Origin of the sequence: Microbacterium sp. MYb66 (assembly GCF_002979435.1) — a bacterium.
Lineage (GTDB): Bacteria > Actinomycetota > Actinomycetes > Actinomycetales > Microbacteriaceae > Microbacterium.
Genome location: NZ_PCOV01000001.1, coordinates 165,448 through 191,673, shown reverse-complemented (window position 1 = coordinate 191,673; position 26,226 = coordinate 165,448). Strand labels below are relative to the sequence as shown.

At 68.5% G+C, this 26,226-nt stretch carries 25 protein-coding genes; 8 read left to right on the top strand and 17 right to left on the bottom strand.

Going from position 1 to position 26,226, the window contains the following annotated elements; all coding sequences use genetic code 11:
* Window positions 1-14 precede the first annotated feature (14 nt).
* From CQ045_RS18580 to CQ045_RS00840, 11 genes are all read right to left on the bottom strand, one after another.
* On the bottom strand, window positions 15-920 hold the full coding sequence (locus CQ045_RS18580; protein WP_146115167.1) for a hypothetical protein: 906 nt from the start codon (window positions 918-920) through the stop codon (window positions 15-17).
* 87 nt (window positions 921-1,007) lie between these two features.
* Complete coding sequence (locus tag CQ045_RS00885) at window positions 1,008-1,742, bottom strand: ABC transporter ATP-binding protein (protein WP_105720820.1); 735 nt, start codon at window positions 1,740-1,742, stop codon at window positions 1,008-1,010.
* Entirely contained in the window at window positions 1,742-2,533 is a 792-nt protein-coding gene (locus CQ045_RS00880) for an ABC transporter permease (protein WP_105720819.1), read from the bottom strand. The genes CQ045_RS00885 and CQ045_RS00880 overlap by 1 nt, the downstream gene beginning before the upstream one ends.
* Window positions 2,534-2,543: 10 nt before the next feature.
* Window positions 2,544-3,680: a UDP-galactopyranose mutase gene (gene glf, locus CQ045_RS00875; RefSeq protein WP_105720818.1), complete on the bottom strand. Its 1,137-nt coding sequence runs from the start codon at window positions 3,678-3,680 to the stop codon at window positions 2,544-2,546.
* 59 nt (window positions 3,681-3,739) lie between these two features.
* Window positions 3,740-5,044: a nucleotide sugar dehydrogenase gene (locus CQ045_RS00870; protein WP_105720817.1), complete on the bottom strand. Its 1,305-nt coding sequence runs from the start codon at window positions 5,042-5,044 to the stop codon at window positions 3,740-3,742.
* A gap of 48 nt (window positions 5,045-5,092) precedes the next feature.
* The gene (wecB, locus tag CQ045_RS00865; protein ID WP_105720816.1) at window positions 5,093-6,157 is read right to left on the bottom strand and encodes a non-hydrolyzing UDP-N-acetylglucosamine 2-epimerase; all 1,065 of its coding nucleotides are present in this window, start codon (window positions 6,155-6,157) and stop codon (window positions 5,093-5,095) included.
* 29 nt (window positions 6,158-6,186) lie between these two features.
* On the bottom strand, window positions 6,187-7,368 hold the full coding sequence (locus CQ045_RS00860) for a glycosyltransferase family 1 protein (RefSeq protein WP_105720815.1): 1,182 nt from the start codon (window positions 7,366-7,368) through the stop codon (window positions 6,187-6,189).
* Window positions 7,358-8,542 carry a glycosyltransferase gene (locus CQ045_RS00855; RefSeq protein ID WP_105720814.1) on the bottom strand — a complete coding sequence of 395 codons (1,185 nt, stop codon included), beginning with the start codon at window positions 8,540-8,542 and terminating at the stop codon, window positions 7,358-7,360. Before CQ045_RS00855 ends, CQ045_RS00860 begins: the two co-directional genes overlap by 11 nt.
* Entirely contained in the window at window positions 8,536-9,543 is a 1,008-nt protein-coding gene (locus CQ045_RS00850; protein WP_105720813.1) for a 3-oxoacyl-ACP synthase III family protein, read from the bottom strand. Before CQ045_RS00850 ends, CQ045_RS00855 begins: the two co-directional genes overlap by 7 nt.
* A gap of 26 nt (window positions 9,544-9,569) precedes the next feature.
* A complete protein-coding gene (locus tag CQ045_RS00845) occupies window positions 9,570-10,337 on the bottom strand; it encodes an SDR family NAD(P)-dependent oxidoreductase (RefSeq protein WP_219844382.1) in 768 nt (255 codons plus the stop codon).
* Window positions 10,330-10,554, bottom strand: coding sequence for an acyl carrier protein (locus CQ045_RS00840; protein WP_105720812.1), 225 nt, complete (start codon window positions 10,552-10,554; stop codon window positions 10,330-10,332). The genes CQ045_RS00845 and CQ045_RS00840 overlap by 8 nt, the downstream gene beginning before the upstream one ends.
* Before the next feature lie 66 nt (window positions 10,555-10,620).
* On the opposite strand from CQ045_RS00840, the gene CQ045_RS00835 reads away from it, so the two are divergent.
* Window positions 10,621-11,526: an LpxD N-terminal domain-containing protein gene (locus CQ045_RS00835; RefSeq protein ID WP_105720811.1), complete on the top strand. Its 906-nt coding sequence runs from the start codon at window positions 10,621-10,623 to the stop codon at window positions 11,524-11,526.
* A gap of 18 nt (window positions 11,527-11,544) precedes the next feature.
* On the opposite strand, the gene CQ045_RS00830 is transcribed toward CQ045_RS00835, so the two are convergent.
* Window positions 11,545-12,219 carry a GCN5 family acetyltransferase gene (locus CQ045_RS00830; protein ID WP_105720810.1) on the bottom strand — a complete coding sequence of 225 codons (675 nt, stop codon included), beginning with the start codon at window positions 12,217-12,219 and terminating at the stop codon, window positions 11,545-11,547.
* A gap of 147 nt (window positions 12,220-12,366) precedes the next feature.
* Here CQ045_RS00830 and CQ045_RS00825 point away from each other — a divergent pair, with 147 nt between their 5' ends.
* The 4 genes from CQ045_RS00825 to CQ045_RS00810 are packed head-to-tail and all read left to right on the top strand — an operon-like array spanning window position 12,367 to window position 17,167.
* A complete protein-coding gene (locus tag CQ045_RS00825) occupies window positions 12,367-13,602 on the top strand; it encodes a hypothetical protein (RefSeq protein WP_219844381.1) in 1,236 nt (411 codons plus the stop codon).
* A complete protein-coding gene (locus CQ045_RS00820; protein ID WP_105720808.1) occupies window positions 13,586-14,761 on the top strand; it encodes a glycosyltransferase in 1,176 nt (391 codons plus the stop codon). The genes CQ045_RS00825 and CQ045_RS00820 overlap by 17 nt, the downstream gene beginning before the upstream one ends.
* The gene (locus CQ045_RS00815; protein ID WP_105720807.1) at window positions 14,758-15,945 is read left to right on the top strand and encodes a glycosyltransferase; all 1,188 of its coding nucleotides are present in this window, start codon (window positions 14,758-14,760) and stop codon (window positions 15,943-15,945) included. Before CQ045_RS00820 ends, CQ045_RS00815 begins: the two co-directional genes overlap by 4 nt.
* A gap of 1 nt (window position 15,946) precedes the next feature.
* On the top strand, window positions 15,947-17,167 hold the full coding sequence (locus CQ045_RS00810; protein ID WP_105720806.1) for a glycosyltransferase: 1,221 nt from the start codon (window positions 15,947-15,949) through the stop codon (window positions 17,165-17,167).
* On the opposite strand, the gene CQ045_RS00805 is transcribed toward CQ045_RS00810, so the two are convergent.
* Complete coding sequence (locus CQ045_RS00805; RefSeq protein WP_258130842.1) at window positions 17,159-18,304, bottom strand: acyltransferase; 1,146 nt, start codon at window positions 18,302-18,304, stop codon at window positions 17,159-17,161. The genes CQ045_RS00810 and CQ045_RS00805 overlap by 9 nt on opposite strands.
* Window positions 18,305-18,415: 111 nt before the next feature.
* Here CQ045_RS00805 and CQ045_RS00800 point away from each other — a divergent pair, with 111 nt between their 5' ends.
* From CQ045_RS00800 to CQ045_RS00790, 3 genes are read left to right on the top strand one after another with little or no spacing between them, the layout of a single operon-like run.
* Window positions 18,416-19,471, top strand: coding sequence for a glycosyltransferase family A protein (locus tag CQ045_RS00800; RefSeq protein ID WP_105720804.1), 1,056 nt, complete (start codon window positions 18,416-18,418; stop codon window positions 19,469-19,471).
* Between the two features lie 36 nt (window positions 19,472-19,507).
* On the top strand, window positions 19,508-20,593 hold the full coding sequence (locus CQ045_RS00795; RefSeq protein WP_105720803.1) for a glycosyltransferase: 1,086 nt from the start codon (window positions 19,508-19,510) through the stop codon (window positions 20,591-20,593).
* Window positions 20,590-21,678 carry a glycosyltransferase gene (locus CQ045_RS00790; protein ID WP_105720802.1) on the top strand — a complete coding sequence of 363 codons (1,089 nt, stop codon included), beginning with the start codon at window positions 20,590-20,592 and terminating at the stop codon, window positions 21,676-21,678. Before CQ045_RS00795 ends, CQ045_RS00790 begins: the two co-directional genes overlap by 4 nt.
* Window positions 21,679-21,715: 37 nt before the next feature.
* On the opposite strand, the gene CQ045_RS00785 is transcribed toward CQ045_RS00790, so the two are convergent.
* Genes CQ045_RS00785 through CQ045_RS00770 form a run of 4 tightly spaced genes read right to left on the bottom strand, consistent with a single transcriptional unit; the run spans window position 21,716 to window position 26,220 of the window.
* Window positions 21,716-23,518, bottom strand: a complete 1,803-nt coding sequence (locus CQ045_RS00785) for an ABC transporter ATP-binding protein (protein WP_105720801.1) — start codon at window positions 23,516-23,518, stop codon at window positions 21,716-21,718.
* Window positions 23,519-23,528: 10 nt separating this feature from the next.
* On the bottom strand, window positions 23,529-24,515 hold the full coding sequence (locus tag CQ045_RS00780; RefSeq protein ID WP_105720800.1) for a Gfo/Idh/MocA family protein: 987 nt from the start codon (window positions 24,513-24,515) through the stop codon (window positions 23,529-23,531).
* Window positions 24,515-25,612 carry a DegT/DnrJ/EryC1/StrS aminotransferase family protein gene (locus CQ045_RS00775; RefSeq protein ID WP_105720799.1) on the bottom strand — a complete coding sequence of 366 codons (1,098 nt, stop codon included), beginning with the start codon at window positions 25,610-25,612 and terminating at the stop codon, window positions 24,515-24,517. The genes CQ045_RS00780 and CQ045_RS00775 overlap by 1 nt, the downstream gene beginning before the upstream one ends.
* Window positions 25,609-26,220, bottom strand: coding sequence for an acyltransferase (locus CQ045_RS00770; RefSeq protein ID WP_105720798.1), 612 nt, complete (start codon window positions 26,218-26,220; stop codon window positions 25,609-25,611). The genes CQ045_RS00775 and CQ045_RS00770 overlap by 4 nt, the downstream gene beginning before the upstream one ends.
* Window positions 26,221-26,226 lie beyond the last annotated feature (6 nt).

Genomic DNA, 26,226 nt, shown 5'->3' with positions numbered 1-26,226 from the left:
CGCTCACACTCGCCTCACAGCGGCACGAGAACCGGCCACACAGCCACCCGACCGGGGCCGTACTCGCGATCCATCCGAAGCTGCAGCTCTCCATCTGCATCGAAGGTGACCGTCAACCCGATCACGCCGGTCATCGGGTCGATCGCTGAGGAGAACACGGGGTGCTCATGCATGATCCTCTGCTGAAGCGCTTCGATGTCGGCGGCGGCATAGTCCACCGTGAACACGCATAGAGCCCCACCCCACACCCGCCGCACCGCCACCTCCGCCGCGGACGGATCGCCACGGACACCGACGTTGACGATGGACAACCCGGCGTGCACGGCATCGAAGCGCATCTGCTCGATCGCATCCGCGCCGGGTGGAGCCGGCGGGATCTGGCTTCGGTCGATCCACGCGGTGGCGTAGCCCTCCAGCGTCGGAATCAGCGAGTTCGCGGCATGAAGAGCCTCACCTGTGGCTGTGGACTCATCGAGGACCTCCCAGCCGCCGTCAGGCACGGGGCAGCGAGACGGGAACAGAGGCTCCTCCTCGATCGCCGTCGGCGCTGCCGAGGCGGGCGTCACCGTGTCGACGGCGAACACCCCGGTATGCGCATCCAAGGTTCCCGTCAGCGTGAAATCGCCCCACCGCACATCGGTATACTCCTCAAAATCACCCGCGACGACGACCCAATCCCAACCGGACAGTTCGATTCCGCCCGCGCACGCGGGTGGATACGGTTGGAGCACCCCCACGCACAGTTGCGTCCGGTCGTCTCTCTCGATGACCGTCATCGGGCCGACCGTGGTGAGCAACTCGGGCGTAACGGCGCGCACGCCGTCGGACTCTCTCGCTGATCCACTCGGCGAAGCGCATCCCGACGCGGCCAGCACCACCACCAGCGCCGCGATCGCGCGCCGCACCGAAGTCATCACCATGCCGACCCTCCCGATTCGCCCCGGACCACTCCGACGAGCGTCCTTCATCTTGGAGTGTCTCGACGGCACGAAACGTTACAGGAGCGGTCAGACCGCGTAATCCGCGTTGTAGCGGTCGAGCACCTCGGCGATCGGTGCGTCGAGCGCGAGGACTCCCTTGTCGAGATACAGGCCCCGCGTGCAGAACCGGCGAAGGTCGCGCTCGTTGTGGCTCACGAAGAACAGCGTGCGACCTTCGGCGAGCAGCTCGTCGATGCGCTTGTAGCACTTCTCGCGGAACGCCTTGTCACCGACGGCGAGGACCTCGTCGACGAGGAGGATCGGCTCGTCCAACTGCGAGACGACCGAGAACGCGAGTCGCACCTTCATGCCGTTGGAGAGGTGCTTGTAGGGAGTCTCCTCGAACCCGGCGAGCTCCGCGAACGCGATGATGTCGTCGTATCGGCGCGAGACCTCGTCACGGGACATCCCGTGCAGGCCCGCTGTCAGCCGCACGTTCTCGCGCACGGTGAGGTCACCGACGAAACCGCCCGTGATCTCGATCAGCGGAGCGACGCCGCCGTTGACGCTGACGGTGCCCTCATCGGGGAGGAGCACCTTCGCCACGAGACGCAGCAACGTCGACTTCCCCTGGCCGTTGCGCCCGACGACGCCGATCGACTCCCCCGGCTGCACACTGAAGGAGACGCCGCGAAGCGCCCAGAACTCCCCCGGGCGTGAACGCCGGGAAGAGCCGCCGAAGAGGTCTTTGAAGCTCCGTCGACCGCGCCTGTTCCGCCGGAAGCTGACGCCGAGGCCCTGCACTTCGATGGCCGGGGACATCACAGCTCCTTCAGCACGGGTCGCTCCAGGCGGCGGAAGGTCCAGATCCCCAGAGCCAGGACGAAGACGCACATCGCAACGCTCACGAGCACGGGGGTGGTCTCCCAGAGGTCCGGGAAGAACCCGACCCGGTAGAGCGTGAAGATGCCCGCGAGCGGGTTGAACGCCCCGATCGTGTCGAACGGAGACGGGAGGTCACCGAAGCTGTAGATGACCGGAGAGGCGTAGAAGAGCGCGCGAAGGATCAGTGCCGTCGTGCGCTCGAGGTCGGCGTAGAGCACGCACAATGGGGCGACCAGAAGGCCGAGACCGACGAGCAGCATGACCTGCAGGAGCATGGCGACGGGGAACCAGAGCAGCATCCAGTTCACGTGGGCACCGCTGAACACGGCGAACAGCACGAGGACCGGAAGCGACAGCAGGAACTCGATGCCCTTGCTGAGCACGATGCGGTTGACCCAGATCGAGCGGGGGATGGCCGTGGATCGGACCAGCCTCGCGTCTTTCTTGAACGCCCGGGTGAAGTCGGACACCGACGTGTTGAACCACACCCACGGCAGCAGCGCGACGATGAGGAACACGATGTACGGGTCTTCGCCGACGCTCCGGTTGAACACCTGAGTGAACACGAACCAGTAGATCGCGCTCATCACCAGGGGGTCGAGAACGGACCACAGGTAGCCGAGGGAGCTCGTCGCGTAGCGGACCTTCAGGTCGCGGGCGGAGAGCAGCCACAGCGAATGCAGATAGCGCCGGGGCGTCCCGGGCGCCCCGACAGCAGCGTGACTCACGATGTCGAGTCTAGGAGAGAGTGTTGTTCCAGAGCGACAGCGCCGAGCCGATGGCCATGTGCATGTCGAGGTACTGGTACGTTCCGAGCCGTCCGCCGAAATGCACGTCGCGCTCGCCCTTCGCGAGTTCGCGGTACGCCAGCAGACCGTCACGGTCGCTCGGGGTGTTCACCGGGTAGTAAGGCTCGTCCTCGCGCTCGGCGAAACGCGAGAACTCGCGCATGATCACCGTCTTGTCGGACTCGTAGACGTCCTTGCGCTCCGGGTGGAAGTGCTTGAACTCGTGGATACGCGTGTACGGCACGTCCATGTCCGGATAGTTCATGACGCTCGTGCCCTGGAAGTCGCGGATGTTCAGCACTTCCTGCTCGAAATCGAGCGTGCGCCAGCTGAGCGCCCCCTCCGCGTAGTCGAAGTACCGGTCGACGGGTCCCGTGTACACGACGGGCAGCTGACCGACGGTCGCCTTCTTGCTGAGCGGCTGCGCTTCGTCGAAGTAATCGACGCCGAGCTTGACCTCGATGTTCGGGTGGTCCGCCATGCGCTCCAGCCACGCCGTGTACCCCTGGGCGGGAAGGCCCTCCCAGGTGTCGTTGAAGTAGCGGTTGTCGTAGGTGTAGCGCACCGGGAGACGGCTGATGATGTCGCCCGAGAGCTTCTGCGGGTCGGTCTGCCATTGCTTGGCCGTGTAGTCGCGGAAGAAGGCTTCGAACAGCGGGCGACCGACGAGCGCGATGCCCTTCTCCTCGAAGTTCGCGGCGGTCTTGGCGTCGAACTCGCCTGCCTGCTCCTTGACCAGCGCTCGCGCCTGGTCAGGCGTGTAGGCGGACTGGAAGAACTGGTTGATCGTGCCGAGGTTCACCGGCATCGGGAAGACCGTGCCCTTGTGCGTCGTGTAGACGCGGTGGACGTAGTTCGTGAAGCTCGTGAAGCGGTTGACGTACTCCCACACGGTGGCGTTCGAGGTGTGGAAGAGATGCGCACCGTAGCGGTGGACCTCGATCCCGGTCTCGGGCTCCGCCTCGCTGTAGGCGTTTCCGCCGATGTGGTGGCGGCGATCGATGACGGTCACCTTGCGGCCGGCTTCCGCGGCACGCTCAGCGATGGTGAGGCCGAAGAAACCCGACCCGACGACGAGAAGATCCATGACTCAATCGTATCGGCGCTCGGCTGGGAGCCTGTGCGGACCCTGTGGCCCGCGTCGAGTCAGAGCCCGGAGCCTCCGGTGCCGACGACCAGACGCGGGGTTCCCTTCCAGATGGCGGAGTCCGTCGCCGCACGACCGTCGACGAGCAGCTTGATCCCGGGCAGCTGCTCCGGCGCCAGCTCGCGATAGGCGGCGTGGTCGGTCTGGATGATTGCGATGTCGACATCGCCGCCGAGGGCGTAGGGGGCGAATCCGAGGCGCTGCAGCTCCTCGTCGGTGTACAGCGGGTCGTGCACGCGCACCGAGGCTCCCCGCTTCTCCAGCGCCGCGACCGTCGGGAACACTCCGGAGAACGCGGTCTCCTTGACTCCCCCGCGGTAGGCAGCGCCGAGTACGACCGCCTGCAGCCCCGCCAGATCACCGAGGACGCCCTCGGCCTGGGCGACCAGGCGCTCCGGCATCGATTCGTTGAACTCTCGCGCGGTGCGCACGATGTCGGCATCCGGGTCGGTCGAGAGATAGAGCTTCGGGTACACCGGGATGCAGTGGCCGCCGACGGCGATGCCCGGGCGGTGGATATGGCTGAACACCTGAGAGTTGCACGCCTCGATCACCTGGTAGACGTCGATGCCGTTCGCCCCGGCGAAGAGCGCGAACTGATTGGCGAGGCCGATGTTGACGTCGCGATAGGTGGTCTCGGCGAGCTTGGCCATCTCGGCCGCCTCCGCGCTCCCCAGGTCCCAGACGCCGTTCGCGCGGGCGAGATCGGGTCGCTCGTCGAACTCGAGCACCGCCTCGTAGAACTCGACGGCGCGGCGTGCGCCCTCCTCGGAGAGCCCGCCGATCAGTTTGGGGTACTTGCGCAGGTCGGCGAAGATACGGCCGGAGAACACACGCTCCGGGGAGAAGACCACATGGAAGTCGTCACCCTCCGTCAGGCCGGAGATCCGCTCGATCATGGGCTTCCAACGCCCGCGGGTGACCCCGACGGGCAGCGTCGTCTCGTACGAGACCAGCGTGCCGGGCGTCAGGTGCTCCGCGAGCGCGGTCGTGGCCTGGTCCATCCAGCCGAACTCCGGCTCGGCCGTCTCCTCGTTCACGAAGAGCGGGACGACGACGATGACCGCGTCGGCGGCGGGGATGGCCTCGGAGTAGTCCGTGGTCGCGTGGAGTCGCCCCGCGGCGATCGCCGCGGTGAGCCTCTCCTGCAGCTGCGCCTCGCCGGGGAACGGCTCGACACCCCGATTGACCATGTCCACGAGGTCGGAGTTGACGTCGACCCCGACCACATCATGCCCACGGCCGGCGAACTGGAGTGCGAGGGGGAGCCCGATCTTTCCGAGGGCCACGACGGCAATGCGCATGGACTTCAGTATATTCGGGACCGGAGGGTCCCCTCTCACCGCCGGGGCTCAGGCGCGTTCGGAGAGCACCGCGATGACCCGCTCCGCCGCGTGTCCGTCGCCGTACGGAGCGACATCGGTCGCCGACGGGCGCGGGCGCGTCACGCCGGCCGCGATCTCCTCCGCCGTGTTCGCGAGCACGTTCCAGCCGAGATCGATCGTCTCGACCCATTCCGTCTCGGTGCGCACCGTCGTGCACGGAACCCGCAGGAGGAACGCCTCCTTCTGCAGTCCTCCGGAGTCGGTGACCACGCCGGCACTCGCCGCCGCCGCCGCGATCAGGTCGGGATACGCCAGAGGGGCGCGCGCGCGAAGCGACCCCTGAGTGAGGTCGATGCCGTGCGCGGCGGCCTTGGCGACCACACGCGGGTGCGCGAGCAGGATCACCGGCTTGTCGAGTCCGGCCAGGGCACTGACGACCTGCGCCAGACGCGCCGGATCGTCGGTGTTCTCCGCCCGATGGATGGTCGCGAGGTAATAGGCACCCTCACCGAGACCGAACTCCGCGAGCAGTGTCGAGGTGCGACCGGCGACTCGATCGCGGACGTCGAAGAGCACGTCGGTCATCACGTCTCCGACGAGCACGGTGCGCTCCCCGAGCCCCTCGCGTTCGAGGTGCTCCACGGCGACCTGCGTCGGGGCGAGGAGCAGATCCGCCGCGTGATCGGTCATCACGCGGTTGTGCTCCTCGGGCATCCGCCGATTGAAGCTGCGCAGCCCCGCCTCGAGATGGGCGACCGGGATGTGCATCTTCACGGCGCTCAGCGCGGCGGCGACGGTCGAGTTCGTGTCGCCGTAGACGAGGACCCAGTCGGGCCGGTGCTCGTCGAACACCGCGTCCAGCGCCGAGAGCATCGCCCCGGTCTGGACACCGTGCGACCCGCTCCCGACACCCAGGTGCACATCGGGCGTTCCGATTCCGAGGTCCTCGAAGAAGACGTCGGAGAGCATCGGGTCGTAATGCTGCCCGGTGTGCACGATGACGTGCTCGACACCGGCCGCCTTCGCGGCGTGGTGGATCGGGGCGAGCTTGACGAACTGCGGACGCGCACCGACGACGCTGATGATCTTCACAAGCATCTACTCTACGAGCAGGTCACCGCTCACGAATCGAGGAAGGGGCGGAGCACCTCGGCGGACATCGTGCCGTCGTGGACCGCGCGCACGAAGTCCGGCCCTTCCGCCGCCCGGGCCGCGAATGCCGCACGATCGGCCGCGATCCCCCGGAGCACCCCTTCGAGTTCCGCGGCACGCGCCTGCACGACGGGAAGATCCCTGCCGCTGGCTCGGCGCACGGCCTCTCTCGTCCCCTCGGCGACGTGACTCACGACGAGACGTCCCGCCGCCAGAGCTTCGCAGACCGCGACCCCGTAGGCACCGGCGAGGAACTGGTCGAGCACGATGTCGGCGGCGCCGACGACCTCCGGCATCCGATCAGAGGGGATCCCGTGGAGCTCGGTGTATTCCACGACGCCCTCATCATGCAGCTGCTGCATGGTGTCGGCGATCCGATGGCTGCCTTTCAGGCCGGCACGGGACGGAACATGCACCACGCGCAGCGGTCCCTCTCCCGTCAGCGCGGGCCGCGCCGCCGCCGTGGCCCAGCGCTCGGCGTCCACCACGACGGGGAGCCAGACAGCGCCGGGGACGAACTCCAGCAGGTCGGCGGTGGAGACGAAGACGGGCACGCCGGATGCAGCGCTGAGTCGTGCATTCGCCGCCGCGATCGACTCCAGCGCGGCGGTGTCCACATACGCTCCGTCACGGAAGGGCGAGTCCGGCTCCGCGGCCGCATGCGCACTCGGCAGGCGGATGTCACTCCCGTGCCACAGGAGCGCGACACGGATGCCGGCATCCTCCAGCTCACGGACGAGATCGAGCACCGAGCCGTCCGGTCGGAAGGGATGGCGGCCCGACTCGATGATGACGTGCGTGAAGCCGTGGGAGATCGCCTTCCCCTGGGCACGACGCCAGCGCTCGTTGCCGACCAGGGCCGTCGCGGGGATCACATGATCGGCGGTGAAGCCGAACACGTCGTCCCCGCCGCGGAACATCGTGCTGGCTGCGGAGACCTCCGGGAGTCGTTCCGCCGCGCGCGCCCACGCCTGGCCCTGCCCCGCGGAGTTCACGGGGGTGATGAGGAGCCGGCGGCGGGCATCCGCCACCGTCGTCACGCCGGTCTCGCGGAACTGCCGGGCGAGGCCGGGGAGCACCCGCCCGGCCACCGCTCCCGGCAGCACGGCGACGATCAGCCGATAGGCGCCGGCGCTGAGGTCAGCCGGCATCGCGGGTCCGCCGGACGATCTCGCGCACCGCGTCCGCCCACACCTCGACCTGCCGCTCGGCGGAGAGTGCTTCGGCCGATTGCATCGCCGCCTGCTTGAACTCGTTCACCCGCTCCGGGGTGAGCGCGTCGACGGTTCGGGCGATGGCCTTCTCGTCGAAGCCGTCCGTGACGACGCCGAGTCCGTGTTCGCGGACGATCTTCGCCATCTCGACCGAGGGGCCGACGATGATTCCCAGTCGGGCCTGGACGTAGTCGAAGAACTTGTTCGGCAGCGCCATCACGTTGTTCGTGCTCACCGGCTGCAGGATGTGGATGCCGAGGTCGTACTCGTTCAGCGTCTCGATCAGGATCGACTGAGGCACGGGATCGTGCACCGTGATCCGTGGGCCGAGCTCTTCCGCGATCTCGACGAATCGTGCGCGGTCCTTCTCGGGATGCCACGTGAGGTAGAGGTCGAAGCTCACATCGACCGGAGACGCGGCGACGGCGCGCATGATCTCCTCGAGGCTGCGCTCGTGGAAGGGGTTCCCGCTGTGCACCAGGCGGATCGTCGAGCCCACGGGGCGATACGGCAGATCTCGCAGATGCGTGGAGTTGGTGACGACACCGGGGCGCAGGCCGTACTCGTGATAGCGCGCTGCGATGGAGGCGCCCACGGTCGTCGACGACACCGCCGGCGACACGAGCTCCTTCGTCATCCAGGTCCAGTAGCGCTGATGCCGCTTCCCCATCGTGGAGTCCTCGAAGCCCATGTCGGGGAAGAACTCGTGCAGGTCGGCATGCACCCGGTCGGCGCCGAAGAGACGACAGGCGACCCCCACCGTCTCGGCGTCGTTCGCGATCACCGCGTCGAAACGGCGTCCCTGGAGCAGGTGGATCGTCTCGATGACGCCGGGGCTCTGGAAGTACATCCGTCGGAACCACTCGGTGCGCAGGGCGACCTCGTCGAGGATCCTGGTCCCGATCCCGCGCGGCGGGGTGTGATCACCGCGGATCTCGATGTGGGTGACGCCGGGGTGCGGCGAGGGTCCGGGCGAGCAGGTCGTCACGTCGTACTCGTCGACGAACCGGCGCACCTGCTTGATGACACGCGGGTCTCCGTCGATCGGGACGAAGGAGAGGATCAGGAGGGTCGGGCGGGCGGCCTCGGGCGCGTCGTTCGCACTCACCACGTCGCGACCAGTCCACCCCACGAGAGACCGACGCCGAAGCCGAGGAGCATCACGCGCATGCCCGTGACGAGCTTGCCCTGTCGCTCGGCATCGGCGAGAGCGATCGGGATCGTCGAGGACACGGTGTTCCCCGACTCGGCGAGGGAGACGAAGAACCGGTCGGTCGGGACTCCGAGCTTCTTGCGAAGGTGCTCGAGCATGAACGCGTTGGCCTGGTGGAAGACGAAGAGGTCGATGTCGTCGCGTTCGAGCTGCGCCTTCGCCAGGATCTGCTCGACCGTCTCCGGCACGACCCGTAGCGTGAAGTTGAAGATGTCGGGGCCGTCCATGTAGAGGTCGTACCCGGAGGCCACGAGCTCCCGCGTGGCGGTGTCGGCCTTGGGCTGCAGCCCTGCGCCCGAGCGGAGCCCGCCGTTGGGGACGATGAGGCTCTTGCCGCCCGACCCGTCGGTGCCGTAGGTCATCGCCGTGATCGCCGAGTCCGCGCCGTCGTCGGTCACCAGAGTCGCCGCCGCGCCGTCACCGAAGATCGTGCGCACCGACTTGTCGGCGGGGTTGATGAACTTCGTGTAGGTGTCAGCGGTCACGACCAGCACGTTCTGCGCCTGACCCGACTCGATGAGACCCTTGGCCAGCCCGAGGGCGTAGACGTATCCGGAGCATCCGAGCGTGATGTCCGTCGCGCCGGCTGAGGTCGGGATGCCGAGGGCGTCCTGCACGATGCACGCGGTCGACGGAAGGTAGTAGTCGGGGCTCTGCGTGCAGAGGATCACGTAGTCGATGCTCTGCGGATCGATCCCCTCGCGCTCGAACAGACGCCGGCCCGCGGCGATGGCGAGATCGGACGAGAACTCGTCCGGACCGGAGATGTGACGCCGGTCGATCCCGGTCTTGCCGGAGATCTTCTCGACGCTCCATTCCGGGAATTCGGCGGACAGGTCCTCGTTCGTGAGGACGGTCTCCGGCAGGTAGTAGTCGACTGCTGCGATACGGGCACCCATGCGTCAAGTCTAGGGGCCGCCCCGCGTCATCTCGCGGTGTACCCGCCGTCGACGACCATGACCGAGCCGGTGACCCACCGTGACACGGGCGAGAGCAGGTAGAGGGCGGCGCCGGCCACATCGTCGACGGTGCCGAGACCCAGCGGATGCGCCGCCCCGATCTCGTCCCAGGCCGCGGCGCCGACGGACGACCTCAGCCTTTCGGTGAGCGCAGTCTCGACGATGCCCGCGGCGATGCTGTTCACGCGGATCCCCTCACGGGCGAGTTCCAGCGCGAGGGACTTGCCGAGCGACGCGACCGCCGCCTTGCTGGCGGCGTAGGCGCTCACGCCGGCCTCGCCGACGAGGCCCACGGCGGAGGACAGCAGGACGATGCTCGACGTCTCCGCGCGCACCTTCGGGTGCCGGAACGCCTTCGCCAGCATGAGCGCACTGGTGACATTGAGGTCGAAGAGTGCGGAAGTCTGCTCCGCCGTCGCGATGCGCAGGGGCGCCGTGGCATGGATTCCCGCAGCGTGCACGAGTCCGTCGAGCGGACCGAGCTCGGCCGCGATTCCGCGGATCAGCGAAGAGACGCCCGCGTGTTCGGTCAGATCGTACGCGGCGACGAGATGGCCGTCGCCCGCGAGGAGAGCGCGCGTCTGAGCGAGTTCGGTCTCACGACGCCCGATCAGCGCGACGCGCGCTCCCTGGCGACTGAGCGCCACGGCCGTCTGTCGTCCGATGCCGGATGTGGCACCCGTGACCACGACGGCACGGCCGCCGAGGTTCAGGTAGTCGTCCCGGTCAGGCACCGGCACGGGTGAGGGCGTGCAGGTCTGCGACGGTCTTCGCCTTCGCGAGCTCGTCGGCGTCGATGGTCACACCGACCGCCTCGTCGACCTCGGCGATGAAGCTGATGTTGGCGAGGGAATCCCAGCCGACCGCGTCGAGCTCATCCGTGAGGGCGACGTCGTCGACCTCTACCTCGAGAATTTCCGCCACCAGTTCAAGGAACGCCTTCTCATCCATGGCTCGATCATATCCGCTCCCCTCCTGGGGCCCGATCTCCCGCGCCGGTCGCAGTAGGGTCGGAGGATGAACGCGTCACAGGTCACAGCTGCCGTCATCGCCGAAGAGCTCTCCGCCGTCCTCGCCGGTTCCGACCGTGCGGTGACCGGGCTCGCTCCCCTCGGCGAGGCCGCGGAGGGCGACCTGACGTTCGTGGTCGATCCCGTGGCGCACGCCGACGCGGCGGCCGACGCGATCCGTGCCGGCGCGATCCTGCTCGCACCGGACACCCTCGCCACCGAGGGCATCGTCGGCACCGCGATCCTCGTGCAGAACGCCCGCGCCGCCTTCGCCCAGGTGGTCGCGGCGCACTTCGCCCGCCGACCGGTCCCCGGCGTCGCCGCGACCGCCCGCGTCGATCCCGGGGCACAGGTGCACCCGGGCGCCCATGTCGGCGAATACACCGTGATCCGCGCCGGTGCGGTCGTCGCCGAGGGCGCCGAGATCCGGGACCACGTCGTGATCGGTCATGACGTGCGCATCGGCGCGCACGCGCTGATCAAGAGCCATGCCGTCATCGGCGAGGAGGGGTTCGGCATGGAGCGCGACGCCGACGGTGACAACATCCGCATCCCACACGTCGGGTCCGTGATCATCGAGGATCACGTCGAAGTCGGGAACTTCACGACCGTATGCTCCGGCACCATCTCCCCCACTCGCGTGGGCGATCACACCAAGATCGACGATCACGTGCACGTCGCCCACAACTGCCGGATCGGGCGCAACGTGATCATCACCGCCTGCGCCGAGATCTCGGGGAGCGTCGTGATCGACGACGACGCGTGGATCGGTCCGAACGCCTCGGTCATCCAAGGGGTGACGCTCGGGCGCAACTCGCTGCTGGGCATCGGCGCGGTCGCCGTGAAGTCGGTCCCCGCCGACGAGATCCGCATCGGCAACCCGGCACGCCGACTCGGCGACAACAAGCGCTGAGCCGAGCGCGGTGGTCCGTCAGTAGTTCTCGGCCGGCACCTTCTCGAACCACCAGAAGGGGTGCGTGAGCACCTGGATCACCGGCTCCTTGTCGACCCACTCGGCGAAGTGCCCCTCGCGCCAGTTGCCGCTGCTGTCGCTCAGGTACTTGATGTTGGGCATCATGAACCGCGGCTCGTAGGCGTGGTAGCGCACCGTGTCGGACCAGCGATCGAGCAGTTCCGCCGCGAACTCGAAGCCGCCGAGGCGTGCGGGCTCGTGCAGGCTGAAGCCTCCGACCGGACGGCCGACCGCGGTCTCGAAGACCGTGCGCTGGCGCTCGGCCCACTCGAAGTTGTCTCCTCCGAGGACCTCGCAGATACCCCCCTCGAGGTGGAGCTGCACCTCGTGCCCGAGCTCCTCCATCTCGCGGATCATCATGAGGGAGGGCAGGCTCATCAGGCTGTACCCGCGGGCGTGCACCCGCAGGAAGATGCTCGAGGTGCAGCCGGCCTCGGCATCCACCCGCGCGACGCGCATGGCCTGCTCGATGCTGTTGTCGATGTCGTGCCGGAGGATCAGGTGCTTCTCCTGCGGCGCGTCGAGGTAGTGCTCGAAGCTGGTGACCGCATAGCCGCTGTCGAGATAGGCGTGCAGCGTCTCCGCATAGTCCTTGAGCGAGAAGCCCTTCTTGCCCGGGTCTGAGGAGGTCATCGGTCCACCGTTCCAATCGGTCCCGGTCCATCGGAACGGGACCGCGGCAACCCCGTCAATGATAGTCGGCTGTCGCTCACCTCCTGTTCAGGCGCCTCGGTATGATGGCGAGATGATTTCCTGTCCTCTGGAGAATGCACGCACGACGTGAACCGGAACAGAATCCCTCGGTGGGTGAACGCCGTGATCGACGGGATCGCCGACTCCCCGATGAGTCCGATCGGTCGGCTCGCGGCTCGTCGTTACGGCAGACCCGTCCCCGGCTCCGTGGGCGTGAGCGTCTTCGACGAGCGTCCCACCCGGGTACTGATCGCACCGGTCAACTACTCCGGCCAGGCCTTCGCCTGGGCTCGGGCACTCGAGCACCTCTCACCCCGAATCTCGGCTCGCAACATGGCCGTCGAGGTCCCCGGCGGCTTCGACTACCCCGCCGACCTCATCGTTCCGGTGCCGACCTATCACAACGACACCGCCTGGCAACGGGCGCAGCTCCAGGCGGCCCTGACCGCGACGCACGTCCTTGTCGAAGCCGAGGAGCCCCCGTTCGGCCGCCTGTTCGGACGTTCCGTCGCCGCCCAGGTGGAAGCGCTCGAGCGGGGCGGTGTCGATGTCGCCTTCCTCGCGCACGGCACAGATGTTCGTCTGCCCTCACGCCATCAGCGCGACAACCCGTGGTCCCACTACGCGGACCCGGAGATCTACGCGGCGCGCGACGAGGTCCTCGCAGCCCGGAACATCGCCTTCCTGGAGCGCAGCGGACGCCCCGTCTTCGTGTCCACCCCCGACCTTCTCGAGGACCTGCCGACCGCGGTCTGGTGCCCGGTCGCCGTCGACATCGGAAGGTGGGAGCGTCCCCGCAGCGCCCGCGGTCCCGGCCGTCGACTGCGCGTCGCCCACGCACCGTCGGTGTCGGTCATCAAGGGCACGCACCTGATCCGGAGCACGCTGGAACGCCTGGAGGCGGAGGGCGTCATCGAACTGGACATCATCCAGGGCGTGCCGACGTCGCAGATGCCGGAGCGGTTCGCGACGGCGGATGTGCTGATCGATCAGCTCAGGATCGGCTCCTACGGCGTCGCCGCCTGCGAGGCGCTCGCCTCAGGGTGCATCGTCGTCGGACACCTCAGCGATCGGGTCCGGGACGCCGTCAGGAGCGCGACGGGGATGAACCCGCCGATCGTCGAGGCCACGCCCGATACGATCGAACACGTCCTCCGAGAGCTCGCCGCTCGGGAAGACCTCGAAGACCTCCGCTCGCCGGGCGATGCTTTCGTCCGCGCCGTCCACGACGGTCGACGGTCCGCCGAGGTCCTCGACGAGGCGTGGCTGATGCTCCCTCGGCCAGGAACGGAACAGGAAGAAGCCGATGCACCCGCGCGTTGAAGCCGTCTGGAAACTCGTCCCCAAACCTGTCCAGGATGCGATCGCCTCGACGGTCGACCGGGTGCAGGGCGTGACACCGCCCCCTCCCCCGGTCCCCGACCTCAGCCGCCCCACTCGTATGCTCGTCGGCCCCGTGAACTACGCCGGTCAGGGATACCGGTGGTCGCGGGCCGCCGAGACCAGCGGCGTCGTCTCCGCCGTCAACTACGTGCATGCGGGCAACAACCTCCTGCAGTACCCCGCGGACTACACCGTCAGCTGGCGTACCGCCGAGCACTCGCGCGCGTGGCAGGGTGCGATGCTCGACGCGATCACCGAGAACTACACGCACGTGCTGATCGAAGCGTGCTTCCCGATCCTCGGAGGGATGTTCTCCGGCGATCTGCGGCGCCAGACCGCGCTGCTGCAGGAGCGCGGCGTGCGCGTCGGCATCGTCGGCCACGGGAACGAAGTACGGCTGCCGTCGACGCATCTCGAGTCGACGCCGTGGTCGCCCTTCACCGACAGCGACGACTGGATCCCCGCCGAGCTCGCCGAGAAGGCCGTGGCCGCGAACCTGCAGGCGATCGCCGATCTCGACGTGCCGACGTTCGTCTCGACCGCGGGGCTGCTCGTCGATCTGCCTCAGGCGCACTTCCTCGGTGTCGTGATCGATCAGCAGCAGTGGATCAACGACGAGCCCCTGCTCGAGCGCGACCGCATCCGCGTCATCCACGGTCCCACGAATCCGCACGTCAAGGGGACGCCCCTGATCGTGCCGACCGCCCAGCGGCTCCACGACGAGGGCCTCATCGAGTTCATCCAGCTCGACCGCGTCCCGAACCACGAGATGCCTGCGGTGATGGCGTCGGCTGACGTGGTCCTCGATCAGTTCCGGATCGGCGACTACGGAGTCGCCGCCTGCGAGAGCATGACCTCGGGGCGGGTCGTCCTCGCCCACGTCACCGATCAGGTCCGCCGCGAGGTCGAGGCCCACGCCGGCATGCCCCTGCCGATCCCGGACACGACGCCCGGCACCCTCGAGCAGGTGCTCCGCGACATCGTCGCGCGGCGCGAGGAGTACCGTGCGATGGCGCGCACCGGGAGGGACTTCGTGGCTCGTCTGCACAACGGCGATTTCTCGCGCGACCAGTTGATGAAGCACTTCCTCGCGGTATGAGCATGCGCATAGCGATCGTCTCTCGTATCTACCGTCCCGAACCGTCCGCCGCGTCCTCCTTCCTCGGCGCTGTCGCCGACGACGCCGTGGCCCGCGGGCACCAGGTCACCGTTCTCACGGTGCGCCCACCGCACGGCCTCGACGTGGGAAAACCTGCCGAAGACGTGCGGATGGCTCCGGTCCTGCGCGACCGCAGCGGGTATGTGCGGGGCTACCTCCCGTACCTCAGCTTCGACGTGCCGCTGTTCTTCCGACTGCTGTTCCTCCGTCGGCCGGACGTGGTGTTCATGGAGCCGCCGCCCACGACCGGATTCGTCGTCCGCGTGGTGTGCGCACTGCGCCGCATCCCGTACGTCTACGACGCCGCGGACGTCTGGTCGGATGCCGCGGAGCAGGTGACCTCGTCACGGCTCGTGCTCCGTGTGCTGCAGACGACGGAGCGCTTCGCGATGCGCGGAGCGCGTGCCATCGTCACCGTCTCGCAGGGTGTCCTGGACCGCATCGCCGCCCTCGGCATCGCCCGACCGGTCGTCGTGACGGGTTTCGGCGCCGACACCTCCGCGTTCCTCCCTCCGGCGGAGGAGGACGTGCCGACCGAGCGCGTCTTCCTGTATGCAGGGACGTTCTCGCACTGGCATGGCGCGGAGATCATCGTGGACGGGTTCGCGGAGTTCAGCCGGACGAATCCCGGCTACGTCCTGCGGTTCATCGGCAACGGCAGCGAGCGGGATGCCCTCGAGCGACGGGCGCAGGAGCTGGGTGTCGACACCACCGTCGAGTTCCTCGAGACCATGCCGAGCACCGAGCTCGTCCCCCACCTCCACCGGGCGGTGGCGACACTGGCCACCCAGCTCCCCGACACCGGATACGAATACGCGTTCGCCACCAAGGCGTACTCGTCGATGGCGGCAGGCTGCCCCGTGATCTTCGTCGGACCGGAGAGCGGCCCCACGGCCGCATTCCTGGAAGGCGCGAACGAGGAGGTCCGCGGCGGGATCGTCAGCACATACGATGCCGTGTCCGTCGCCGCCGCGATGGCGACGCTGGCGGCGGACCCGCTCACCACCCCGGAGCGCCGCCGGGTCGCCGAATGGACCGCGGCCGGCCACTCCCTCGCGGCCGTCGCCGCCCGAGTAGTCGACGTCATCGAGACGTCGGGCGGCGATGCGGCGGAGCGGGCCTGACATGCGCCGCCACATCAACGCGCTCGCCGGCTGGGTCATCCGGCACCGCACACGCCTTCCCGGATGGGTGAATCGAGCTCTCGACTCGGCGGCTCGCGACCCCGACGGTCTGATCGGCCGCCTCGCTCATCGCGCGCTGGGTGGCGGCGAAGCACCCGTCACGGATGTCCCCGATTCTCCCCTCCGCGTCTTCATCGGCCCCACGAACTACTCGGGCCAGGGGTACCGATGGGCTCGCGCCCTCGAGGCGGCCGAGCCCGACCTCCGCGCACGCAACATGGAGATCGTGCTGCCCATCGGATTCTCGTTCCCCGCCGACACGGCCGTGCCCGTCGCGTCCACATCGTCGCCCGAGTGGCAGCAATCGGAGTGGGACGCGGTGCGGCGCTTCTCCCATGTGCTCATCGAAGCCGAGCGCCCCCTGTTCGGTCGCCTCTTCGGGCGAGAGGTGAGCGCGGAGGTGGCCGCGCTGGAGGAGGCCGGCGTGTCGGTGGCGTTCCTCTCTCACGGCACCGACATCCGCAATCCCCGGGAGCACGCCCGTCGCACGCCATGGTCGCCGTATCCTGAGGATCCTCGCACCGCGGTGCTGCAGGAGGATGCCGACGCGAACCTCGAGCTGCTCACCCGGCTGCGTCGCCCGACCTTCGTCTCGACGCCCGACCTCCTCGACGACCTCCCGTGGGGCATCTGGTGCCCTGTCGTGATCGACGCCGACCGATTCCACACCGACCGCCCGGTGATGGCGGAGGACCGGGTGCGGATCATCCACTCCTCCAGCTCGCCCGTGCAGAAGGGCAGCCATCTCATCGAGCCGGCGCTCGCTCCGATGATCGACAGCGGAGCCGTCGATTACGAGCTGGTCACCGGTGTGAGCTCCGACCGGATGCCGGGTATCCTCGCGGGGGCCGACATCGTGCTGGATCAGTTCCGCCTCGGCTCCTATGGAGTGGCTGCCTGTGAGGCGATGGCTGCGGGACGGGTGGTCGTCGGGCATGTACTCCCCGACATCCGCGACCGCATCGCCGCCGAGATCGGGATGCCGCTCCCCATCGTCGAAGCCGACCCGGACACGCTGCGTGAGGTCATCGCGGGACTTCTCGACGACCCGGAATCCGCTCGCGCATCCGCCGCCGCGGGTCCGCGCTTCGTCGAGGCCGTGCACTCGGGTACGCGCAGCGCCGAAGTACTGCTGAACGCCTGGATCCGCGCGTCAGACTGACGCGACCCGCATCTGCGCCCGCTCCTTGTCGCGGTCGTCCTTCCACCGTCGCATCCGCTTCTCCATGAAGCGCTCGACGTAGGCGTGCAGAGCCCACGCGACGATCAGATCGACGACGAAGAGGACGGCGAACCAGAGCAGGTTCGTCCACGATGCCGGCTGATACCCGAAGATCCGCAGCGCCAGATAGATGAATGTGGCGTGGACGAGATAGAACGCGAACGACCACTCGCCCAGCCGGACCTGCCAGCTCGACGCGAACCACAGCCTTCCCCCACGCAGCGCATGACTGGCGAGAGCCACGATCGCGATTCCGCAGGCGACCGTGAACAGCTCGTTGGAGATCCCGTCGATGAGAACGCCTGCGGGCGCCTCGGCGAAGAAGCGCTGGGCGACGACCCGGAGAGCCACCACGGCGCCCAGTGCCGCCACCCCGACGAGGGGGTGGATGCGCGGACGCCAGCCGGAGCGCATGGCCCACGCCAGAGCCATCCCCAGGACGAACTCCGGAAGCCGTTGCACCGGAACAGGGACGACGCCGAGACCGGCGTCGGGCCACAGCAGCGACGCCACCCGGAACACGAAGGCATACAGGACGATGCCCGCCGCGAGAAGCAGCGCCCCGCGCTTCGCCATCGGCACGAGCACGCGCGAGATCCAGGGATGCAGCGCGTAGAAGAACGCCTCGCAGGTCAGGGTCCACGCCGCCGGGTTCCCCGAGAACAGGATCATCGGGTTGGACCACCATGCCTGGATGATGGGCACCGACAGCAGGAGGATCGCCAGATCGAACGGCTTGAGGAAGCTCCCCTCGGGAATCGGGAGCAGCGTGTAGAAGACGGGTATGGCGATCAGGAGCGCCACCATGTGCGCCGGCCAGATGCGCGCGAAGCGCCGCCAATAGAACGTCGAGATCGGGACGCTCGGGCGCGCTGACCAGGTGAGGACGAAACCGGAGAGCACGAAGAAGAACGTCACTCCGAGGTACCCGTTGAGCAGCACCGTCTGCGTCGGGGCCGGGAGAGGCGCGAAGTTGTTCATGTGGTACAGGAACACCGCGAAGGCGGCCCACCACCGCAGACCGGTCAGCGAGTCGAGGCGCCCGGTCCGCTGGGCGAGAGTCGATTCGGCGTGCACGCGGGAGTTGCTTTCTGATCGGGTGGAACGCTTCGTCCGGGAGAGGCCGGCTGGAGCAAGGATACCCGCCGCCGACATGCTGTCCCGGGAGCGCCCGATAGGATCGACGACATGCCGTTGCCCGACGTGGACGTGGTCATCCCCGTGCACACGCCCAGTCGTCCCATCCACCGCGCGGTGCGATCCGTCCTGGCGAACACCGTCGCCGTCCGTGTCACGGTCGTCGCCCACAACACCGACGCCGACGCGATCACGGCGAACCTCGCCGACCTCGCCGAGCATCCCGGAGTCCGGGTGCTGGCGCTCCACGACGGGATCCCGTCCCCGGCCGGCCCGATGAACCGCGGCATCGACGCCGCGGAGGCACCGTACTTCTCCGTGCTCGGCTCGGACGACGAGCTCGATCCCGGCGCCATCGACTCCTGGCACGCCGTCGCGGTGCAGACGGGAGCATCGACGGTGATCCCACGGGTCCGCGTCGAGGAGCGGCTCGAGCCCACGCCGCCCACGCGTCGCGGGCGCACACGGGACCTCGATCCGGTCAAGGACCGGCTCTCGTACCGCTGCATGCCCCTGGGGCTGATCGATCGCTCCCGCTTCCCCCATCTCCGATTCACGCCGGGCCTCGCCTCCGGCGAAGACCTCGAGTTCACCGCGGAGCTCTGGTTCACGGGCTCCCGGATCGCGTACGACCGCGACGGACCGGCCTACTTCGGCCACGACGATGCGTCGGATCGCGTGACCAGGACGGTCCGGCCGCTGGCCGAGGACTTCGCCTTCCTCGAGGTCGTCGCCGCTCGGCCCTGGTACGCGGCGGCGAGCACCGCCTTGAGGCGAGCATTCGGCGTCAAAAACCTGCGCGTGCACTTCATGGATGCGGTCGCCGCGCGCCTCGACGCCCCCGGCGGCATCCAGGCCCACAGCGCCGAACTCCTCGCCGTCGCCGCCAGGATCGAGCGCATGTCCCCCGGTGCCACAGCCCTCCTCGCACGCGCGGACCGGAAGGTCCTCGCCGAGCTCGGCAGCAGCGCTCCCTCCGCCGATCGGATCCGCACACACCTCACGGCTCGCTGGGGCGGCGGTCCGGACGGTCGCCTGACCGCGAACCCGTTCCTGTCGCTGCATCGGCAGGCGCCGTATCGCACGCTCCGCGACATGCTGCCGTAGGGACCGACCTACGCGCCGCGGTAGCATCGATCCGGTATGGAATCTCCACTTGTCGATGTCACGATCGCCGTCCACTCAGCCACCCGCCCGATCGCGCGCGCCGTCGCCTCCGTCGTGAACGGCACCGCGGCGCCGGTCCGCGTGAACGTGGTCGCGCACAACATCGATCCGGAGATCATCCGGACCAACCTGGGTGAGTACGCCGATCACCCTGCCGTGCGTCTGCTCTCGCTCCGCGACGGCATCCCGTCGCCCGCCGGTCCGATGAACCTGGGGATGGCCGAGGCCACGGCCAGGTTCCACACCCTCCTCGGCTCCGACGACGAGTTCGCTCCCGGCACGATCGACTCCTGGCTCGCACTGCAGGAGCGCACCGGAGCCCAGGTGGTGATCGGTCGGATCAGACTCGTGACCGGCGGCCCCGACCCTTACCCGCCCGTCCGCCGCGGACGACGCACCACCCGGCTCAGCGCCGATCGCGATCGCCTGCACTACCGCAGCGCGCCGCTCGGCCTCATCGACCGGTCTCGCTTCGGAGATCTGCGGTTCGCGGAGGGCCTGGCCTCCGGCGAGGACCTCTCCTACTCCGCCGCGCTCTGGATCACCGCCGACAACATCGCGTACGACCTCTTCGGGCCGCCCTACGTCGGACACGACGACGCGGATGACCGGGTCACCTCGGCGCCGCGCAGCGTCGCGGCGGACTTCGAGTTCCTGCGCACGATGGAGGAGGCGACCTGGTTCGCCACGGCGTCGACAGCCGATCGTCGCGCCCTCGCCGTCAAGCTGATCCGCATCCACTTCTTCGACGCGGTCGCCGCCCGCCTGGACACCCCCGGTATCGCCACGGTGAGCGAAGACCTCCTGGGGATGCTGGACCGGGTCTGCGGCTGGGCACCCGGTGTGCTGTCCGTCCTCTCGCAGGCCGATCGACGAGTCATCGACGAGCTGCGGACCGGCTCCCCCGACCCCGAGCGCACGCGCGCGCTCCTCGGGCGCCGTTGGATCTATCTCTCCATCGGCGCCCAGCTCACCCGCAACCCCTTCATGGCCCTCCACCGCCAGGCACCGCTGCGCACGCTGTTCGCCGGTGCGCGATCGCAGAGGGTCGGTCAGCTGTGAGCGCGCTCGCTCCGCTGGTCGACGTCACCATCGCGGTCCACTCCGCCACGCGGCCCGTGCGGCGCGCCGTCGCGTCGGTGCTCGACGGCACCACCGCCCCCGTGCGCGTCATCGTGGTCGCGCACAACATCGACCCCGCGGTCATCCGTGACAACCTCGGCGACCTCGCCGGCGACGACCGCGTCATCCTGCTCGAGCTGCAGGACGGTATCCGCTCCCCTGCCGGACCGATGAACGCGGGTTTCGCGAACTCGACCGCTCCGTTCATCGCGCTCCTCGGCTCCGACGACGAGTTCGCCCCGGGCGCCCTCGACTCCTGGCTCCGGGTGCAGAAGGAGACGGGCGCCAGCGCGGTCATCCCGAAGATCGCGATCGTGGGGCGGCACAACAACCCGCTGCCTCCGCTGCGTGGTGGCCGCCGTTCCCGTCGCCTCGATGCTGCAAAGGACCGTCTCGCCTACCGGAGCGCCCCGCTGGGCCTGATCGATCGCAACCGATTCGGGCACCTGCGCTTCGCCGAAGGGCTCTCGTCCGGCGAGGACATCGCGCTCACGGCCGAGCTCTGGTTCCGCGGCCGGGACCTCGCCGTCGACATCGACGGCCCCGCCTACGTCGGGCACGAAGACGAGAAGGATCGGGTGACCTTCACCCCGCGCCCCGTGCACGAGGACTTCGCGTTCCTCGCCGGCCTCGAGGATGCGGCCTGGTTCCGCGGGCTGCGCAGCCGTGCGCGGACCGCCGTGGTCGTGAAGCTCCTGCGCATCCAGTTCCTCAGCGCGATCGGTGTACGTGCAACGAGCACGGAAGATCTCGTGACCCACCAGGCCGAGCTCCGCGAGACCCTCGGCCGACTCGAGAAGCTGGCACCGCGCGCGCTCCGGCTCCTGTCCCGCGTCGACCACCGGATCATCGCGGAGGCGTTCTCCTCCGCACCCGACGTCGAACGGATCAAGGTGCTCGCCAACGATCGCTGGAATCAGCGTTCGTTCGGCGCATTGCTGACGCCCAACCCGTGGCTCTCCCTGCACCGACAGGGCATGGCACGACTGTTCTTCGCGGCCAACCGCACCGACCGGATCACCTGATCCGGTCGGCCACGGCCGACGAAGGAGCCCGAGGGGCTCAGACCTTGCGGTCGAGCTCTCCGGCGAGTCCGGCGAGGACGACCTGCTCCGCGAAGGCGGGAAGCGTGGATGCGACCTCGAGGAACGTCCCCTGCGCCGCGATCACGCCGTCGTCCATGTAGCAGACCCGGTCGTAATCCTTGATCGTCGAGAGACGGTGGGCCACCGAGATCAGCGTGACCTCGCCCTGGAGCGAGCGGATGGCCTTGGTGACCTCGTCTTCGGTCTTGGTGTCGAGCGAGCTCGTGGCCTCGTCGAGGACCAACACGAGCGGGTCGGTGTAGAGCGCCCGTGCGATGCCCAGACGCTGCTGCTGGCCTCCGGAGAGCGAGACCCCCCGCTCTCCGATGCGCTCATCGATGCCCATCGCCCGGGACGCGACCAGCGAGCTGAGCTGTGCGCGCTCCAGCGCGTATTCGACGCGATCGCGGTCGATCTCGTCGGTCCAGGTCAGCGCGACGTTCTGCGCGATCGAGGCGTCGAACAGGGCGACGCGCTGCGGCACGTAGCCCACGCGTCCGCGCCACTGACGCAGGACGCTCGTCAGCGGGTTGCCGTCGATCGTGATGTCGCCGGTGGTCGCCTGGCTCAGTCCGAGCAGGAGGTCGATCAGCGTCGACTTGCCGGCGCCTGACGGACCGACGATGCCGAGGGAGCTGCCGAGCGGGATGTCGAGCGAGAGACCGCGGATGACCTCTTCGTCGGCTCCCGGGTACCGGAAGTGCACGTCGGAGAGCGTCAGACGGCGAGGGTTCTCGGCCAGCTGCGCCGTGTCGGCGGGAGTCTGCGAGACCTTCATGTCCTTCTCGGCCGCCGTGAGGTCGCCGATGACGTCGTTCGCCGAGGGGATGCTGGCGATGCCCTGGACGATGCCGCCCTGGATGCCGGTGATCGCCGGGATCAGTCGGAAGCCGGTCGCGGCGAACAGCGCCACGGACGACAGCGCGGCGGTCAGGCCGCCCTGCCAGAACGCCACGGCGCCGATGATCACGACGCCGCCGATGAGCGCCGACTCGAAGGCGAAGGCCGGGATGACCCCGAGGAACGACGAGTTGGCCCGTGCCCGGACCGAGTGGTGTCTGCTGTCGGTGACGAGCTGAGCGACGTCGGCGAGGCGGTTGCGCAGGCTGAGCTCCTTCAGCGCCTCCATCATCTCGGTCATCAGGATCGCCACGCGGTAGCTGTAGTTGCGGTTGACCGTGGCGGCCTCGAGGGCACGCTTGGTCACGACCTGGTGCACGATGAACGCGACCAGCGTGAGGTAGATCAGGGCGATGAGTGCGGTGATCGGATCGACGACGAGCAGCACCACGATGATCAGGGCGAAGGTGAAGATCGAGCTCGGAACACGCATCAGCGGCAACAGGAAGCCGGACATCGTGTTCGCGATGCCGCCGTCGGCGATACGGGTGATCTCGGCCACGGTCCGCTTGGACCGCTCCTCCCAGCTGGAGTTGATGTACGCCTTGAACATGCGGTCGCCGATCTCCAGCTCGTACCGCGCAAAGCGGCGAGTGGCGAACCAGTGCAGCGTGATCGAGAGCACCGACTTCAGGATGATCAGCGCACAGGCGCCGAGCGCGAACACCGGCGTCATCTCCGGGGTCACCTCGCCGATCAGCGGGATACTGAAGTTGCCTCCCGTCAGTGCCGGCCCGATGATGACCGCGAGCAATGACATCGCCACCACGTCGAGCGCGGTGATGAGGGTCGTCGCGATCATGTAGCCGACGAAGTATCGCTGCGCGCCGTGAGGCAGCAGCGGGAGGAGATCCTTGAGGACCGGCCAGATGCGTTTCATGTTCTCGCGTTCAGAGTGCTACTGATTCGCCGCTGCCGGCGGATGCCAGCGCAGCTTCGACGACCTCGAGTGTGCGCAGGCCCTGCTCCATGGTGACCACGTGGTTCGGCTTGCCGAGGACGGCATCGCGGAAAGCCTCGTGCTCCACCTTCAGCGGCTCGCGCTTGGCGAAGGAGTACCGCGTGATGTCGCCCTCGGACACGCCGCGGAAAGCCAGCATCGACTCCCACTCGAGCGGGATGGTGCCGTTGGCGTAGAAGGTGAGGTCGCCCGTGGCGGTGTCGGCGATGAACGTGCCGCGATCGCCGGTGACGACCGTGATGCGCTCCTTCATCGGCGAGAGCCAGTTCACGAGGTGGTTCACGATCACGCCGTTCGCGAGGCGTCCGGTGACCGTGATCATGTCCTCGAAGTCGCGGCCGCTCTTGTGCGCGGTCTGCGCGAACACCGTCCGGTACTCGCTCTGCGCCACCCAGCTGGTGAGGTCGATGTCGTGCGAGGCGAGATCCTTCGACACCCCGACGTCGGCGATGCGAGCCGGGAAGGTGCTCTGCCGGCGCGTCGCGATCTGGTAGACGTCGCCGAGTTCACCGGCCTCGAGCCGACGACGCATCTCCTGCAGAGCCGGGTTGAAGCGCTCGACGTGGCCCACGGCACCGACGAGACCCTTCGCGGCGAAGGCGTCGGTCATCCGGCGACCGGCCTCGACGGAGTGCGCGATCGGCTTCTCGACGAGCGTGTGCACACCGGCGTCGGCCAGCTTGAGCGCGGCGCTCTCGTGGAAGGCGGTCGGAACCGCGACGACCGCGATGTCGATCCCGGCCGCGATCAGCGACTCGATGTCCGGCAGGATCGAGAGCTCGCCGGCGACATTGTGCGGGTCGCCGCCGGGGTCGGCGATCGCGACCAGATCGATGCCCTCGACGTCGCGGAGCACCCGGGCATGGTTGCGTCCCATCATGCCCACGCCGAGCAGGCCTGCCCGCAGGTTGCCCATCAGGCGCCGGCTCCTGCGACGGTGTTCACGGCGGCGACGATGCGCTCCAGGTCGTCCTGGCTCAGCGACGGGTGCACCGGGAGCGAGGCGACCTCGCGAGCGGCACGCTCGGTCTCGGGAAGGTCGAGACCGGGTGCGAAGTGCGTGAGCGAAGGCAGACGGTGGTTCGGGATCGGGTAGTAGACCCCGGCGCCGACGTTGTGCTCGCTCTTGAGCGCGGCCACGAACCCGTCGCGGTCCTCGGGAACGCGGATCGTGTACTGGTGGTAGACGTGCACCGCGCCGTCTGCGACCACGGGGACCACGACGCCCTGCAGGTTCACGTCGAGGAACGCCGCGTTCTGCTGCCGGGTCTTCGTCCAGGCGTCGACCTTGGTCAGCTGCACGCGGCCGATGGCGGCGTGCAGGTCGGTCATGCGGGCGTTGAAGCCGATGACCTCGTTCTCGTACTGACGCTCCATGCCCTGGTTGCGCAGCAGCTTGACCTGGCGCGCGATCTCATCGGTGGCCGTCGTGACCATGCCGCCTTCGCCGCTGGTCATGTTCTTGGTCGGGTACAGGCTGAACATCGCGAACTCGCCGAAGGAGCCGACCGGACGTCCGTCGAGCGAGGCGCCATGCGCCTGCGCGGCATCTTCATACAGTGCGACGCCACGCTCGGCCGCCAGGGCCTCGAGCTCGCGCATGCGCGCCGGGTGCCCGTAGAGGTGCACCGGGAGGATTCCCTTGGTGTTCGGTGTGATCGCCGCGGCGACCGCCTCCGGGTCGAGCGAGAACGTCTCGGGCTCGATGTCGACGAACACCGGCGTCGCGCCGGTGAGCGCCACCGAGTTGCCGGTGGCGGCGAAGGTGAACGACGGCACGATGACCTCGTCGCCCGCGCCGACGCCGGCGGCGAGCAGACCGAGGTGGAGGCCGGCCGTCCCGGAGTTCACGGCGACCGAGGGACGCCCGGGCACGAAGTGCGCGGAGAACTCCTGCTCGAAGGCCGCGACCTCCGGTCCCTGTGCGACCATGCCGCTGCGCAGCACCCGGTCGACGGCTTCGCGCTCTTCGTCGCCGATGATCGGCTTGGCGGGGGGAATGAACTCGCTCACACGGTCTCCTTGGTCAGTGTTCCGTCAGTCTCGATGTAGTGAGCACCCGTGGAGGGGCACACCCAGGTCTTCACGTCTTCGCCGGCGACCAGCGGCACGCCCGACTCTCCGACCCAGCCGATGCGTCGGGCCGGCACGCCCGCCACCAGGGCGTATGCGGGGACGTCCTTGACGACGACCGCTCCGGCCGCGACGGTGGCCCAGGCCCCGATCGTCACGGGGGCGACGCAGGTCGCACGGGCGCCGATCGCGGCGCCGCGTTCGATCGTCACGCCGACCGGCTCCCAGTCGTGCGCGCTCTTGATCGAGCCGTCGGCGTTGATCGCGCGGGGGTACGTGTCGTTGGTGAGGACGACGGCGGGTCCGATGAACACGCCGTCCCCGAGCTTCGCGGGCTCGTAGACCAGGGCGTAGTTCTGCACCTTGCAGTTGTCGCCCATGACGACACCGGTGCCGATGTATGCGCCGCGACCGACGATGCAGTTCACACCGAGCTGCGCGTCTTCGCGCACCTGCGCCAGGTGCCAGATCGAACTTCCCGCTCCGATCTTCGCCTCAGGGGACACATCTGCCGAATCGACGATTCGGACATCGGTCGGTGAGGGCATGCGGGA

What these genes read in the sequence shown, in the direction of transcription:
- CQ045_RS00830 (WP_105720810.1), bottom strand. Translation starts at nt 12,219, where the DNA reads ATGACCTCCTCAGACCCGGGCAAGAAGGGCTTCTCGCTCAAGGACTAT.
- CQ045_RS00885 (WP_105720820.1), bottom strand. Translation starts at nt 1,742, where the DNA reads ATGTCCCCGGCCATCGAAGTGCAGGGCCTCGGCGTCAGCTTCCGGCGG.
- CQ045_RS00770 (WP_105720798.1), bottom strand. Translation starts at nt 26,220, where the DNA reads ATGCCCTCACCGACCGATGTCCGAATCGTCGATTCGGCAGATGTGTCC.
- CQ045_RS00800 (WP_105720804.1), top strand. Translation starts at nt 18,416, where the DNA reads ATGCCGTTGCCCGACGTGGACGTGGTCATCCCCGTGCACACGCCCAGT.
- CQ045_RS00850 (WP_105720813.1), bottom strand. Translation starts at nt 9,543, where the DNA reads ATGGGTGCCCGTATCGCAGCAGTCGACTACTACCTGCCGGAGACCGTC.
- CQ045_RS00835 (WP_105720811.1), top strand. Translation starts at nt 10,621, where the DNA reads ATGAACGCGTCACAGGTCACAGCTGCCGTCATCGCCGAAGAGCTCTCC.
- CQ045_RS18580 (WP_146115167.1), bottom strand. Translation starts at nt 920, where the DNA reads ATGGTGATGACTTCGGTGCGGCGCGCGATCGCGGCGCTGGTGGTGGTG.
- CQ045_RS00840 (WP_105720812.1), bottom strand. Translation starts at nt 10,554, where the DNA reads ATGGATGAGAAGGCGTTCCTTGAACTGGTGGCGGAAATTCTCGAGGTA.
- CQ045_RS00860 (WP_105720815.1), bottom strand. Translation starts at nt 7,368, where the DNA reads ATGCCGGCTGACCTCAGCGCCGGCGCCTATCGGCTGATCGTCGCCGTG.
- CQ045_RS00810 (WP_105720806.1), top strand. Translation starts at nt 15,947, where the DNA reads ATGCGCCGCCACATCAACGCGCTCGCCGGCTGGGTCATCCGGCACCGC.
- CQ045_RS00870 (WP_105720817.1), bottom strand. Translation starts at nt 5,044, where the DNA reads ATGCGCATTGCCGTCGTGGCCCTCGGAAAGATCGGGCTCCCCCTCGCA.
- CQ045_RS00815 (WP_105720807.1), top strand. Translation starts at nt 14,758, where the DNA reads ATGAGCATGCGCATAGCGATCGTCTCTCGTATCTACCGTCCCGAACCG.
- CQ045_RS00795 (WP_105720803.1), top strand. Translation starts at nt 19,508, where the DNA reads ATGGAATCTCCACTTGTCGATGTCACGATCGCCGTCCACTCAGCCACC.
- glf (WP_105720818.1), bottom strand. Translation starts at nt 3,680, where the DNA reads ATGGATCTTCTCGTCGTCGGGTCGGGTTTCTTCGGCCTCACCATCGCT.
- CQ045_RS00820 (WP_105720808.1), top strand. Translation starts at nt 13,586, where the DNA reads ATGCACCCGCGCGTTGAAGCCGTCTGGAAACTCGTCCCCAAACCTGTC.
- CQ045_RS00780 (WP_105720800.1), bottom strand. Translation starts at nt 24,515, where the DNA reads ATGGGCAACCTGCGGGCAGGCCTGCTCGGCGTGGGCATGATGGGACGC.
- CQ045_RS00785 (WP_105720801.1), bottom strand. Translation starts at nt 23,518, where the DNA reads ATGAAACGCATCTGGCCGGTCCTCAAGGATCTCCTCCCGCTGCTGCCT.